The 11,981-nt window shown below is 68.6% G+C and carries 12 protein-coding genes; 7 read left to right on the top strand and 5 right to left on the bottom strand.

Annotated elements, in window-relative coordinates; translation table 11 throughout:
* Positions 1-31: 31 nt before the first annotated feature.
* Both AB8810_RS00135 and AB8810_RS00130 read right to left on the bottom strand, forming a co-directional pair.
* Positions 32-367, bottom strand: a complete 336-nt coding sequence (locus AB8810_RS00135; protein ID WP_369915144.1) for a hypothetical protein — start codon at positions 365-367, stop codon at positions 32-34.
* Positions 368-527: 160 nt separating this feature from the next.
* Entirely contained in the window at positions 528-2,654 is a 2,127-nt protein-coding gene (locus tag AB8810_RS00130) for a TonB-dependent receptor family protein (protein ID WP_369915143.1), read from the bottom strand.
* A gap of 336 nt (positions 2,655-2,990) precedes the next feature.
* Here AB8810_RS00130 and AB8810_RS00125 point away from each other — a divergent pair, with 336 nt between their 5' ends.
* Entirely contained in the window at positions 2,991-4,193 is a 1,203-nt protein-coding gene (locus AB8810_RS00125) for an amino acid aminotransferase (RefSeq protein WP_179570288.1), read from the top strand.
* A 130-nt stretch (positions 4,194-4,323) separates the two neighbouring features.
* Here the strand turns inward: AB8810_RS00125 and AB8810_RS00120 are convergent, their stop codons facing one another.
* The gene (locus AB8810_RS00120) at positions 4,324-5,559 is read right to left on the bottom strand and encodes a DUF4010 domain-containing protein (RefSeq protein ID WP_179570286.1); all 1,236 of its coding nucleotides are present in this window, start codon (positions 5,557-5,559) and stop codon (positions 4,324-4,326) included.
* 97 nt (positions 5,560-5,656) lie between these two features.
* Here AB8810_RS00120 and AB8810_RS00115 point away from each other — a divergent pair, with 97 nt between their 5' ends.
* The 5 genes from AB8810_RS00115 to AB8810_RS00095 all read left to right on the top strand — a co-directional run bounded on the left by AB8810_RS00115 (position 5,657) and on the right by AB8810_RS00095 (position 9,094).
* The gene (locus AB8810_RS00115) at positions 5,657-6,673 is read left to right on the top strand and encodes a class 1 fructose-bisphosphatase (protein ID WP_179570283.1); all 1,017 of its coding nucleotides are present in this window, start codon (positions 5,657-5,659) and stop codon (positions 6,671-6,673) included.
* A 185-nt stretch (positions 6,674-6,858) separates the two neighbouring features.
* A complete protein-coding gene (locus AB8810_RS00110) occupies positions 6,859-7,182 on the top strand; it encodes a hypothetical protein (protein ID WP_179570281.1) in 324 nt (107 codons plus the stop codon).
* 359 nt (positions 7,183-7,541) lie between these two features.
* Complete coding sequence (locus tag AB8810_RS00105; RefSeq protein ID WP_179570279.1) at positions 7,542-8,174, top strand: LysE family translocator; 633 nt, start codon at positions 7,542-7,544, stop codon at positions 8,172-8,174.
* A 142-nt stretch (positions 8,175-8,316) separates the two neighbouring features.
* The gene (locus AB8810_RS00100) at positions 8,317-8,757 is read left to right on the top strand and encodes a DUF2267 domain-containing protein (RefSeq protein WP_191826681.1); all 441 of its coding nucleotides are present in this window, start codon (positions 8,317-8,319) and stop codon (positions 8,755-8,757) included.
* Positions 8,758-8,827: 70 nt separating this feature from the next.
* Positions 8,828-9,094 (top strand): hypothetical protein, encoded by a 267-nt coding sequence (locus AB8810_RS00095; protein ID WP_179570275.1) that lies wholly within the window; start codon positions 8,828-8,830, stop codon positions 9,092-9,094.
* A 152-nt stretch (positions 9,095-9,246) separates the two neighbouring features.
* Here AB8810_RS00095 and AB8810_RS00090 read toward each other — a convergent pair whose 3' ends face one another.
* Positions 9,247-9,813, bottom strand: coding sequence for a nucleoside 2-deoxyribosyltransferase (locus tag AB8810_RS00090; protein ID WP_338123897.1), 567 nt, complete (start codon positions 9,811-9,813; stop codon positions 9,247-9,249).
* A 58-nt stretch (positions 9,814-9,871) separates the two neighbouring features.
* On the opposite strand from AB8810_RS00090, the gene AB8810_RS00085 reads away from it, so the two are divergent.
* Positions 9,872-10,579 carry a 2OG-Fe(II) oxygenase gene (locus tag AB8810_RS00085; RefSeq protein WP_369915141.1) on the top strand — a complete coding sequence of 236 codons (708 nt, stop codon included), beginning with the start codon at positions 9,872-9,874 and terminating at the stop codon, positions 10,577-10,579.
* A 218-nt stretch (positions 10,580-10,797) separates the two neighbouring features.
* On the opposite strand, the gene AB8810_RS00080 is transcribed toward AB8810_RS00085, so the two are convergent.
* Positions 10,798-11,883 (bottom strand): PA0069 family radical SAM protein, encoded by a 1,086-nt coding sequence (locus AB8810_RS00080; protein WP_369915140.1) that lies wholly within the window; start codon positions 11,881-11,883, stop codon positions 10,798-10,800.
* Between the last annotated feature and the right edge of the window lie 98 nt (positions 11,884-11,981).

Below are 11,981 nucleotides of genomic sequence, written 5' to 3'. Positions count from 1 at the left end.
CCGCAAGGAGCCGCGTCGCGCGAACGCGGCCTCACGGAACGATGCGCACGCTTTTCACGAACAGCAGCCGGTCGTCCGGACCCGGGCCGGCGATCCGGTCGCCGTTGGCTTCGGTCGCGTAGTCCAGCGCGACCCGCTTGCCCTTGAATGCCTTGTTGAGCGCGAACACGTCGCTCTCCGGCTCGGCGACGAACCAGTCGCCGCACCGGGTCGCGCAATACGCTTCGACTTCCCGGCCATCGGCCGCGCGCACGACGATGGTCATGTCGTCGACACCGCCTCCGCCGACCAGTGTGCCGGTGACGGAAGCGGCCAGCGCGGTGGCCGGTGCGAGGACGGCGAACGCCAGCAGCAATGCGGTTTTCATCAGCGTCTCCAAAGCGTGGCGGGGGTGGCCGTGAGGGCAGGGGACAGGTACGCGCCGAACGTTTGCGACGTTCGGTTGCATGGGCTTCGCCCGTCCCTGCCGGGCACCTTCCGGAACAGGATCATGGTGCCGAGGGAAGAGCGTTACTTCGAAAGCCGCCTCAATGCGCGAAATCCCACTGCAGCCCGACCGTATAGCCGCGATCCGGTCCCGGCTCGTAGTAGCGGCCATTGCTGTCGTTGACGATGACCGAGCCGATGTAGGCGTGGTCGAGCGCGTTGTCGATGCGCGCGAAGGTGCGCAGCGCGCCATGCGCGGTGCTCCAGCGGCGCGAGGCCTCCAGGTTCAGCAGCGCGTAGCCGGGGGCGGTCTCGGTGGCCAGGTCGTTGGCCACGGTGTCGCCGGCGGCCACGGCTTCGACCGCGAACTGCCAGGCGCGCGGCTGCCACTGCCAGCGCGCGAAGAACTGCTGGCGCGGCACCCCGGGCAGGCGCGAACCGGCCGCGACCCGCGCGGTGGGCGTGGCGCAGCCGCTGCTGGCGCAGGTCAGGTAGGCCTGGCGCACGGTCGCCTGCAGCCAGGTGTAGGACAGCTGCAGCTGCGCGGTGTCGCCCAGCGGCAGCAGGTAGCTGGCCTCGGCGCCCTGGCGGCGGGTGCGGCCGATGTTGCGGTAGGTGCTGCGGCCGTTGGTGTTGCTGGCCACCGCGAGCTCGTCGTCGGTATCGGCGCGGAACAGCGCCGCTTCCCAGGCCGCGCCGGCCTGGTCGCGCCATTTCGCGCCCAGTTCCAGGTTCTCGCTCCTGGCCGCGGACAGGTCCAGCGCCAGGCCGGCGCCGCCGTCGTTGCGATAGCCCAGCTCGTTGAAGGTCGGCGTCTCGAAGCCGCGGCCGGCCGAGGCGTAGAAGCGCAGGTCGTCAGTGGCGCGGAACACCACCCCGGCCACCGGCGTGGTCGCCGAATAATCGGTGCTGCCGCTGTCGTCCGGATTGCGGCCGACGATGTAGGCGTCGTCGGACCGGAACCGCACCTGGCTGTGGCGCAGCCCGGCCAGCAGCGACCAGCGCTCGCTGAACTGCCACCAGGCCTGGGCGAACTGGTCCACGTTCTGCACCTGGTCCTCCTGGTCGCGGCGCAGCCGGCCCTTCACCCCCAGCGTGCTGCCGACGAAGTTCTCGTAGCCGGTGCGGTGCTGCTTCTGGCGGTCGGCATTGGCGCCGACGGTGAGCTGGAACGGTCGCCCGCCGAGTTCGCCCTGCCAGGCCCAGCGCGCGTCCACGCCGCCGTAGTCGCCGTCCAGGTCGATCAGCCCGCCGGCATGCAGCGGATTGGCCTGCACCGCCACCGGCACCGCCAGGTATTGCTGCACGTCGCGGCGCCCGGCGTAGCCCATCAGCCGCCAGGTCTGCTGGTCCACCTGCTGGGTGAAGATCGCCCCGGCCTGCGCCTGGCGCGTGGACTTGCGCGTATCGAACTGGGTCGCCACGGCGGTGGCCTGCTGCGGATCGGCATGGAACTGGGCGCGGGTCAGGCCCAGCGGATCCTGCGCCCACGGCGCGTCCAGGTAATTCAGCACCAGGTCCAGGCGCCGGCCGGGGGCCAGGTCGAAGCCGAACTTGGCGTTGACCGATTCGCGTCGCGCCTGGCTGTGGTCGCGGTAGCCGTCGGTGCGGAAGTGGGTGGCGGCCACGTTGTAGTGCACGTCGCCTTGCTGGCCCTGCAGCTGCGCCCCGGCGCTATACGTGCCGTTGCTGCCGACGGTGCTGCGCAGCCGCCACGGGTCGTCGGGCGCGCCGTCGGCGCTCCACAGCTGCACCACGCCGCCGGAGGAGTTGCCGTACAGCGCCGAGAACGGGCCGCGCAGCACCTCGATGCGCTCGGCACCCAACATGTTGAAGTGCGACAGCTGGCCCTGGCCGTCCGGCATCGTCGCCGGGATGCCGTCCAGCAGCAGGCGCACGCCGCGCACGCCGAACGCCGAACGCGCGCCGAAGCCGCGGATCGACAGCTGCGTGTCCTGCGCATAGTTCTGGCGGTCGCGGGCCAGCAGCCCGGGCACGCCGGCCAAGGCCTCGGCGACCTGCACGCCGGTGCGGTTGCTGTCGCCGACGGTGATCGCGGTCAGCGAGGCGGGCAGGTCGAAATCGTCCACCCCGCTGACCCGTGCGGCCTGCACCTGCACGACCGGCAGGGTGGCGGGATCGGCATCGGCCGCGGCGGCGCAGACGACGGGCGACAGCCCCGCGGCGCAGAGGCCGCAGAGCAGGGCGAGGGGATGGCGATTGGGCATGCGTGCATCATCGCCCAAGCGCCGCCCGGCCGCACGCCGCCCAGGGCGTGTCATCGATTCCCAAGTGGGTCGCGTTGGGTCTGTCAGGCCCAACCCGCAGGGCCGCGCGTGTGCGTCCTCGGCGCTCCGTCATCGCCCGGGTGGAACCATCCTCCACGCCTTCTGCTGCTTGCCTCGTGCACGCACGCGAGTGGCGCGATCTGCTTGGGGATTGAGGACGCGCCCTAGCGCAAAGCCCCGCCACGCAAGGACCTGCGTTTGCTAGGATGGGGCGTTTGACCGCGCCGGCTCCGGTCCCTCCCGGCCCCCACCTTTCGCCACCAAACGAGTACCGCCGTGTCCTTCTTTGCAAACGTGGAACAGGTCCCAGGCGACCCGATCCTGGGCCTGACCGAGGCCTACAACGCCGATTCCCGCCCGACCAAGGTCAACCTGGGCGTGGGCATCTATTACGACGAGAGCGGCCGCATTCCGCTGCTGCGCGCCGTCCAGCAGATCGAACGGCAGCTGGCGCAGGACGCCAAGCCGCGCGGCTACCTGCCGATCGACGGCCTGCCCGCGTACGACCTGGCCACGCAGAAGCTGCTGTTCGGCGCCGAGTCGCCGCTGCTGGCCGCCGGCCGCGTCGCCACCTCGCAGACCATCGGCGGCAGCGGCGCGCTGCGCGTGGGCGCGGACCTGCTGAAGAAGCTGCTGTCCACCTCGACCATCGCCATCAGCAACCCGAGCTGGGAGAACCACCGCGCGGTGTTCTCGGCCGCCGGCTTCGACGTGGTCGACTACACCTATTTCGATGCGGCCACGCACGGCCTGAACTTCGACGGCATGCTCGCCGACCTGAACAAGCTCGCGCCGGGCACCGTGGTGCTGCTGCATGCCTGCTGCCACAACCCGACCGGCGCCGACCTGACCCAGGAGCAGTGGCGCACGGTCGCCGCGCTGCTGAAGGAACGCAACCTGTTCCCGTTCGTCGACATCGCCTACCAGGGCTTCGACAAGGGCATCGACGAGGACGCCTACGCGGTACGCCTGCTGGCCGAAGCCGGCGTGGACAGCTACGTGGTCGCCAGTTCGTACTCCAAGTCGTTCTCGCTGTACGGCGAGCGCGTCGGCGCGCTGTCGGTGGTCTCGGCCACCGCGGCCGAGAGCAAGGCGGTGCAGTCGCAGGTCAAGCGCATCATCCGCACCATCTACTCCAGCCCGTCCACGCACGGCGCCGCGCTGGTGGCCGGCGTGCTCACCAGCCCCGAACTGCGCGCGATGTGGGAGCAGGAGCTGACCGAAATGCGCGAACGCATCCACGCATTGCGTGCCGGCATGGTGCAGAAGCTGGCCGCCCTCGGCGCGCCGGAGTTCGGCTTCATCCAGCAGCAGGCCGGCATGTTCTCGTACTCGGGCCTGAGCAAGGCGCAGGTGGACCGGCTGCGCGAGGAGTTCGGCATCTACGCCGTCGGCACCGGCCGCATCTGCGTGGCCGCGCTGAGCCAGGCCAACCTGGACTACGTGACCCAGGCCGTGGCCACCGTGCACAAGGGCTGATCCGCACGGCGGCGCTGCACTCGCCAGGACCTGCATCTGCCGGTCCTGGCGTTCCGCGGCGTTCCGCCGCCAGGCGTGGCGGCGAGTAAGAACATTGAAGCGGCAGCATGGACATCTGTCGCGCGCACCGTCAGCGCAGCAGCAGCGGGCCCGCTGCTGCCAGCAGCGCCGCCAGCAGACCGGCGGTCACGCGCAGGCCATACGCCTGCCCACCGCTGACCCACGCAATCACCGATTTGGTTCCCAGGCTGGCCGCCAGCAGCCCCAGCAGCCACGGCCGCGCACTGTCCGCGGCGATCTCGCCGGTTCCGGCCAACGTGGCCATCGTGGCCACCGCCGCGTGCAGTTCGGCGCACGCCGAGACGACCGAAGCGGCGATCGCGCCAGCGGGCCCGATCCAGCCTGCCAGCAGCGCCGATCCCCAGGTCAACCCCGCCAGCACCGCTGCAAAACCCAACGCCTGGCCGAAGCGGAACATGCGCCCCTGTGCGGTCGCCAGTGGCGGTTCGTTGCCGTCGCCGGCGCGCAACCCCAGCACCCCACCGACCAGCAGCGTGGCCCCGGCCGCGGCCAGTTCCGGCCACAACAGCTGCAGCAGCGACGGCGAGATCGTCAGCAGGATCGGCACACACAGACTCAGCGAGGCCAGGTTGGCGAACAACGCCGCCGCCACACCCGGCCGCAGCAGCGTCGGATCCGCGCGCACCTTGCGGCCGAAATCCAGCACCGCCGCGGTGGACGACACGAAGCCTGCCAACAGGCCGGCGATCGCCAGCCCCCAGCGATTGCCGACCACGCGTAGCGCGACGTGGCCGAGCGCACCGACCACCATCACCAACACCACCAGCCGCCACACCTTGGCCGGATTGATCGCACCCAGCGGGCCGTAGCCGCGATCGGGCAGCAGCGGCAGCACCACCAGCGCGGCGGCGAGCAACAGCAAGCCATCGGCCACCTCGCGTTGGCTGAGCACCGTGCGACTGAAGCGGTGCAACGGCGCCTTGGCGTACAGCAACAGCGCCACCACGATTCCCAGGGCCGTGGCCACCGCCGGCATCCGCGTCGCCAGGCCACCGAGCAGCCCGGTCAGCAGCAGCGTCACCTCGCCGGTGAGACCCGCATCGCGCGCGCGCGTGTTGCGATACGCCAGCGCGGAGAACACGCCGATGGTCGCGATCACCACCACGAAGCTCGCCTCGCCCAGGCCAAGCGCCACCGCCCCCGCCACCGCGGCCAGCGCATGCGTGCGCAATCCCGCGACACGGTGCGCGGCACCGCCGCGCTCGCGCACCAGCCCGATCAGCAAACCCAGTCCGAGCGCCGCTGCCAGCGTGCGCACCAGTGCAGGTTCCAACTCCAGCGCCATGATCGCTCCCCGTTGCGCCCAGCATAGCCGCGCTTGGCAGTGTGGGCCGCAATCCCGACAATGGCGGTCAATCCCCCACGAAAGGCTGCCTGCGCCCATGTCGCGAACCTCGCTGACCCGCTTCCTGATCGAAGAACAGCACGCCGGCCGCATCGGCCCGGAGCTGCGCCAGCTCATCACCATCGTGACCCGCGCCTGCAAGCGCATCTCCATCGCAGTCAGCAAGGGCGCGCTGGGCGGCGTGCTCGGCGACGCCGGCACCGGCAACGTGCAGGGCGAGGCGCAGAAGAAGCTGGACGTGCTCAGCAACGACATCCTGCTCGAAGCCAACGCCTGGGGCGGCCACCTGGCCGCCTGCGCGTCGGAGGAGATGGACCACAGCCAGCCGGTGCCCGACAAATATCCCAGCGGCGACTTCCTGCTGCTGTTCGATCCGCTGGACGGCAGCTCCAACATCGACGTCAACGTCTCCGTCGGCACCATCTTCTCGGTGCTGCGCGCGCCGCCCGGCACCGACAAGCCCGGCGACGAACACTTCCTGCAACCGGGCACCGCCCAGGTCGCCGCCGGCTACTGCATCTACGGCCCCAGCACGATGCTGGTGCTGACCCTGGGCCACGGCACCCATGCCTTCACCCTGGAACGCGAGGAAGGCAGCTTCCTGCTGACCCAGGCCGACATGCGCATCCCCGAGGACACCGCCGAGTTCGCGATCAACATGTCCAACCAGCGCCACTGGGAAGCGCCGATGCAGCATTACGTGGCCGATCTGCTCGCCGGCAGCGAAGGCGCGCGCGGCAAGAACTTCAACATGCGCTGGATCGCCAGCATGGTGGCCGACGTGCACCGCATCCTGACCCGCGGCGGCATCTTCATCTACCCGTGGGACAAGAAGGACCCGGGCAAGGCCGGCAAGCTGCGCCTGATGTACGAAGCCAACCCGATGGGCCTGCTGGTCGAACAGGCCGGCGGCGCCGCCAGCACCGGCCGCGAGCGCATCCTCGGCCTGCAACCGGAGCAGCTGCACCAGCGCGTGCCGGTGTTCCTGGGTTCGAAGAACGAAGTGGCCGAGGCGGTGCGGTACCATACGGAATACGACGACAAGCGGGGCTAGGTCGTCATTTACCAGTCATGCGGCGCAGGCGGCTTCTGCCTGTGTCGCATGTGGGTAGTTGTCTTCGGGGGAAGACACCACATGGCGGATGCATGTGCACGAATCGGGTGCCTCGGGATTTCTTCTGGCTTTAGATGCCAGAAATTCAGTCGGTACATTATTTTTTGATCGAACAGGGGGATTGAATGAAGTTTGCACTTGGCCTGCTATTACTTCTTGTCTCCGGCTTTGCTTTTGCGGACACCACTCAGCGAGGAAAGATATCGCGCGTGGTCGTCGAAGGCAGTTACGCATCGGTGTGGATCGAGGACCAGCCAACGAACAACGAATGCGCATCCGATGGCAGATGGGTCATAGATTTTTCAAGCGACCAGCTGGCCAAAGAAAAATATTCGGCGATCCTCTCGGCGGCGAGTTCCAGGACAACCGTGGTGCTTCAGTACACCTCGACCCAGGGATGCGGCGCTTTCGGAGCGAAGAGAATCTATTACGTCGATCTGTTGTATTAGCCATATCCTGATTTTCATAAATCGGCGATAGAATTTCCGATTCTTCATGCGTGCGTGGTTCCTCATGCGCCATGCGCTGTTGCAGTGCATAGCAGCAAGCTCATACCAGGGGCTCATCGCGGCATGGCTTGACTCGATCATTCGACGGCAACAGCGATGTCTGTGATCCTCACTGCCTGCACGCCGTTCGACCGCCGCCGGTTCCCGCTTCGCCGTCGCCGTGCGCAGGCCTGACAGCGGCATTCGCCGCCTGGAAGTCGTGCGGCACTCCGTGAGTGGCGGGCGACGGCGCTCCCTGCATGGCGTACGTTCCGCGCCGTTGCTACGATGCGATATCACTTCCCGCGAGCCGCTGCGCCATGAGCCTGCATGTCTGGTGGATGTTCTTGCTGACGGTGTTCGTGTTGTCGGGCACGCCGGGGCCGAACATGCTGCACGTGATGACGCGCAGCGTGCGTTTCGGCGTACGCCGCAGCCTGCTGGCGATGGCCGGCTGCCTGCTGGCGGTAGTGCTGGTGCTGCTGGCGTCGGCGGCGGGCCTGGGCGCGGTGCTGGACGCGTCGCCGCGCGTGTTCGAGGTGCTGCGCTACGCCGGCGTCGGCTATCTGCTGTGGCTGGGAATCGCCGCCTGGCGTAGCGGAGAGGCGCCGTTGGACCCGCAAGGCGCACCGCCCCTGACTGCGTCGCTGTCGCCGCTGCAGTTGTTCCGTGGCGGGCTGGCGATCGGATTGAGCAATCCCAAACTGCTGTTGTTCGCCGCCGCGTTCCTGCCGCAGTTCGTCGACAAGACCCAGCCGCAGTGGCCGCAATTCGCGATCCTGGTGGCGACCTTCGCCGCGTGCGAGCTGTTCTGGTACGCGGTCTACGGCATCGGCGGGCACGGCATCCGCCGCTACCTGTCCCGGCCCGGCCTGCGTCGGCTGTTCGACCGCGTCGTCGGAACCATCTTCATCGGGTTCGGCGTCGTGCTGTTGCGCTTCCGGCCGCAGTAGCGGCAGGGCCGCGGCGGCGGACAGGGATGCCGTAGCCCGCCGTCGATTGCCGTCCGCGCGATGATTGCGCTGCGGAGCATCCCTTCACTCCGGCCAGGCCGCTTCGGCGCACGGTTTGGCCACAGCATCAGGCGATCCACGCATGACATGGCCCTTCGCATACCAAAACGCATCGCTGGAGTTCGAACGCTTCATGGTCGATGCGCGTGACGCTTCGGATCTGGCGACGACCAACATGGCCTGGAACATGGTGGTCGGCGTGCTGCACACCTTCCGGCGTCGCCTCACTGTCCAGGAAGGCCTCCGTTTTGCCGACATCCTGCCGCCAGTGCTGCGTGCGCTGTTCGTCGAAGGCTGGGACAGCGAAGCGCCGATCCTGGCGTTCGGCCCGGATGAGGACTTGTTGGCGGAAGTCCGCTCGGTTCGCGCCGCGCACAATTTCGCCCCGCCCAACGCGGTGCAGGCGGTCGCCCAGGCATTGCGCAGGAACGTCGACAACGCCGAGCTGGACCGGGTATTGGCTACGCTGCCTGCCGGCGCCGCCGCGTTCTGGTCCGTCGCGCCGTCCGTTCGCGTCGCCTGAGCCTGCCCAAGAAGGTACCTTTCAAGTTGAAACGCCCCATCTTGGGAGGGCGGCAGGGAACAGGATTGCGATGAACCAGACGGTCTTCCTCATGTTCTTCTTCGCCACGGCACCGGTCGCGCTGATGCCGAGCGTCATTTCCTGGCTCACCCGGCACCGTTCGCGCCGGCCGATCGTGATCGCCAATGTGGCGCTATGGGTGCTCATCTTCTTTGCGGCGAGGAGTTTCACCCTAGGCACGTCGAGCAAGTTCCAGTTGCCGACGCTGCTGGCCCTGATCGCGTGGCTGGTGTTGCTCGGCTATTCGATTCGTGGAAGTTCTTCGAAAGGAAGCTGAGCTCCCAGGAGATCAACGTTCCTTCGTGGCGGTACCGGTAGTGGGTGCGCCTGGTCCAACCGGTCGATTCTACGGTCACGATTTCTATGGTTGGTTGACGCGAACGGCGCGCGCGACCGGTCCTCATGCCGCTTCGCTCAGCGCGCCTGCACCTATCCCTCCACGCCCAGATCCTCCCGCAACCGCGCCAACGCGCGCCGCGCGTCGCCGACCACCAGCGGCGCCGGGACCGCCAGCATCAGGTTGAGCGGCAGGCCGAATTCCTCGAAGTGCCAGCCGTGGGTGTCGACGCGGCCGTCGGCGCCGATCGCGCCGGGATGGCGGGCGCGGATGCGCTGGGCGAAGCTGCCGTCGTCGGGGATGTAGCCGTACACCGGCTTGCCCAGGGCGACGGCGTAGCCGACCTCGAAGCAGGTGCCGCTGTCCGGCTCCGGGCCGCGGAAGAAATCCAGGTTGGCCAGTACCGCATCGGCCTGCGCGATCAGGCCGATGTTGGCCTCATAGATCCAGCGCGCCTGCGCGGCCGGATCGGCGATGTGCGCCGGCACCGCCTGGTCCAGCGGGAACAGGCCATCGAATCCGAATTCGCGGCACAGCGCCTTCAAGGCGTCGCCGCGGGCGGCGGCATCGGGGCGGAACACGTCGGGGCCGGCGAGGTACAGCGTGCGGATCATCGGCGAGGGCAGGTGGGCAGCGGGGCGCTCATTGTCGGCGCGCACATGGAGGGATGCCAACGACACAGCTGCGATGCCGCGGGATCGCTGGTAAGGTCGCGCGATGTCCGATTCCACTCCCGATTTCATCGAGGTCTTCGATGGCGCCATGTCCCGCGAGGACTGCGCCGCGATCATGCGCCGCCTGCGCGGCAGTACGCAGTTGCAGCCGGGCGAGGTCGGCAGCGGCGTATTCCCCGAGCTCAAGCATAGCCGCGACCTGCGCATCAGCGGCCTGGAGCCGTGGCGCGACGTGGAGCAGCGGCTGCAGCAGGCGGTGTTCGCCGGCCTGCTCGGCTACCTGCGCAAGTATCCGCAGGCGCTGATCTCGCCGCTGATGCTGCAGGTGCCCGGCGCCGACGGCCAGCCACACCGGCTCGGTGCCGACGATTTCGCGCTGCTCGACGACGCGGCGCTGTCCAACCTGGCCCGCACCTGCCTGCGTCCGGGCGCGATCAACCTGCAGTGGTACGCCGCGGGCGAAGGCGGCTATCCGTACTGGCATTGTGAGCTGTACCCGCGCGATCCCGGCGCCGAAACCCTGCACCGGCATCTGCTGTGGACGCTGTACCTCAACGACGACTTCCAGGACGGCGAAACCGAGTTCCTGTTCCAGCAGCGCAAGATCGCGCCGCGCGCCGGCAGCCTGCTGATCGCGCCGACCGCGTTCACCCACACCCACCGCGGCAACCGCCCGCAGGGCGGCGACAAGTTCATCGCCACCAGCTGGATCCTGTTCCAGTCGGCGCAGGCGCTTTATGGCCGGGATTAGGCATTGGGGATTGGGGATTCGCAAAAGCGGGTTGCGACGGCTGTTCGTCAGTCGGCCTTCGTTTGGCTGCGGGCTGGCACACGTTCTCGTCACCAGCCAGATCTGTTTCGGTCAACGCGGCGGCCTTACGGCCGGGATTCTGGGCAAAGTCAGCGGCTAGTGCGGCAAGCCCTTGCGTGCTTTTACGAATCCCCAATCCCGAATCCCCAATCCCCGCCTCAAAACAATTCCCCCTGCGGCGAGGGCGCACGCGGCAGCACAGGCCTGACGAAGCGGCTGCAGTCCAGCCCCCGGCGTAGCCGTTCGGCATAGCCCAGCCGCTTGTGCGCCAGCGCGAAGCGCCGGGCCAGCAGGTCGGCATAGACGCCTTCGCCGCGCATGCGCTTGCCGAAGGTGGCGTCGTAGTCCTTGCCGCCGCGCAGCTGCTGCACCGTGCTCATCACGTGCGCGGCGCGGTCGGGATGGTGCGCCTGCAACCAGTCGCGGAACAGCGGCGCGACCTCGTGCGGCAGCCGCAGCAGCACGTAGCCAGCCGAGTCGGCGCCGGCGGCATGCGCCGCCTCCAGCACCGCTTCCAGCTCGTGGTCGTTGATCCATGGGATCACCGGCGCCACCATCACCCCCACCGGCACCCCGGCCTCGTGCAGGGTGCGCATCGCGCGCAGCCGCGCGTGCGGCGCCGAGGCGCGCGGCTCCAGCCGCGCCGACAGGCGCGGGTCCAGCGAAGTGACCGAGAAATGCACGCTGACCAGGTTCTCGCGCGCCAGCGGCACCAGCAGGTCCAGGTCGCGCTCGACCAGCGCGTTCTTGGTGATCAGCGAGAACGGATGGCGGGTTTCCCACAGCACCTCGATCAGCCGCCGGGTCAGCTGCAGCTTGCGCTCGATCGGCTGGTAGGCGTCGGTGTTGATGCCCAGCGCGATCGGGCTGGGCACGTAGCCGGGCTTGGCCAGTTCGCGGCGCAGCAGTTCCGGCGCGTTGGTCTTGGCGAACAGGCGGGTCTCGAAGTCCAGCCCCGGCGACAGGTTCAGATAGGCGTGGCTGGGACGCGCGAAGCAGTAGCTGCAGCCATGCTCGCAGCCGCGGTACGGATTGACCGACTGCGAAAAGCCCACGTCCGGCGACTGGTTGCGGCTGATGATGCTGCGCGCGGTCTCCTCGCGCACCTCGGTGCGCAGCCGCGGCGCGGCGAATTCCTCGCTGTCGTCGGGATGCCAGCCGTCGTCCTCGGCCTGGCTGATGGTGCGTTCGAAGCGGCCGGGCAGGTGGCTGCCGGCGCCGCGTCCCTTGATGGCCGTGCTCATGCGCACAGGCTACGCCGCCACGGTCTCAGCCACTGCGACGGCATGCGGGCAACGCTGAATCTTTCAGCGCCACGCGCAGGAGCCGCGCCGGCCCCGTA

The organism is Xanthomonas sp. NCPPB 3005 (genome assembly GCF_041228095.2).
Taxonomy (GTDB): Bacteria; Pseudomonadota; Gammaproteobacteria; order Xanthomonadales; family Xanthomonadaceae; genus Xanthomonas_A; species Xanthomonas_A bonasiae.
The sequence above is the reverse complement of the archived record's forward strand: the minus strand, read 5'-3'. Positions and strand labels throughout refer to the sequence as shown.

What these genes read in the sequence shown, in the direction of transcription:
- AB8810_RS00135 (WP_369915144.1), bottom strand. Translation starts at nt 367, where the DNA reads ATGAAAACCGCATTGCTGCTGGCGTTCGCCGTCCTCGCACCGGCCACC.
- AB8810_RS00130 (WP_369915143.1), bottom strand. Translation starts at nt 2,654, where the DNA reads ATGCCCAATCGCCATCCCCTCGCCCTGCTCTGCGGCCTCTGCGCCGCG.
- AB8810_RS00120 (WP_179570286.1), bottom strand. Translation starts at nt 5,559, where the DNA reads ATGGCGCTGGAGTTGGAACCTGCACTGGTGCGCACGCTGGCAGCGGCG.
- AB8810_RS00115 (WP_179570283.1), top strand. Translation starts at nt 5,657, where the DNA reads ATGTCGCGAACCTCGCTGACCCGCTTCCTGATCGAAGAACAGCACGCC.
- AB8810_RS00110 (WP_179570281.1), top strand. Translation starts at nt 6,859, where the DNA reads ATGAAGTTTGCACTTGGCCTGCTATTACTTCTTGTCTCCGGCTTTGCT.
- AB8810_RS00105 (WP_179570279.1), top strand. Translation starts at nt 7,542, where the DNA reads ATGAGCCTGCATGTCTGGTGGATGTTCTTGCTGACGGTGTTCGTGTTG.
- AB8810_RS00100 (WP_191826681.1), top strand. Translation starts at nt 8,317, where the DNA reads ATGACATGGCCCTTCGCATACCAAAACGCATCGCTGGAGTTCGAACGC.
- AB8810_RS00095 (WP_179570275.1), top strand. Translation starts at nt 8,828, where the DNA reads ATGAACCAGACGGTCTTCCTCATGTTCTTCTTCGCCACGGCACCGGTC.
- AB8810_RS00085 (WP_369915141.1), top strand. Translation starts at nt 9,872, where the DNA reads ATGTCCGATTCCACTCCCGATTTCATCGAGGTCTTCGATGGCGCCATG.
- AB8810_RS00080 (WP_369915140.1), bottom strand. Translation starts at nt 11,883, where the DNA reads ATGAGCACGGCCATCAAGGGACGCGGCGCCGGCAGCCACCTGCCCGGC.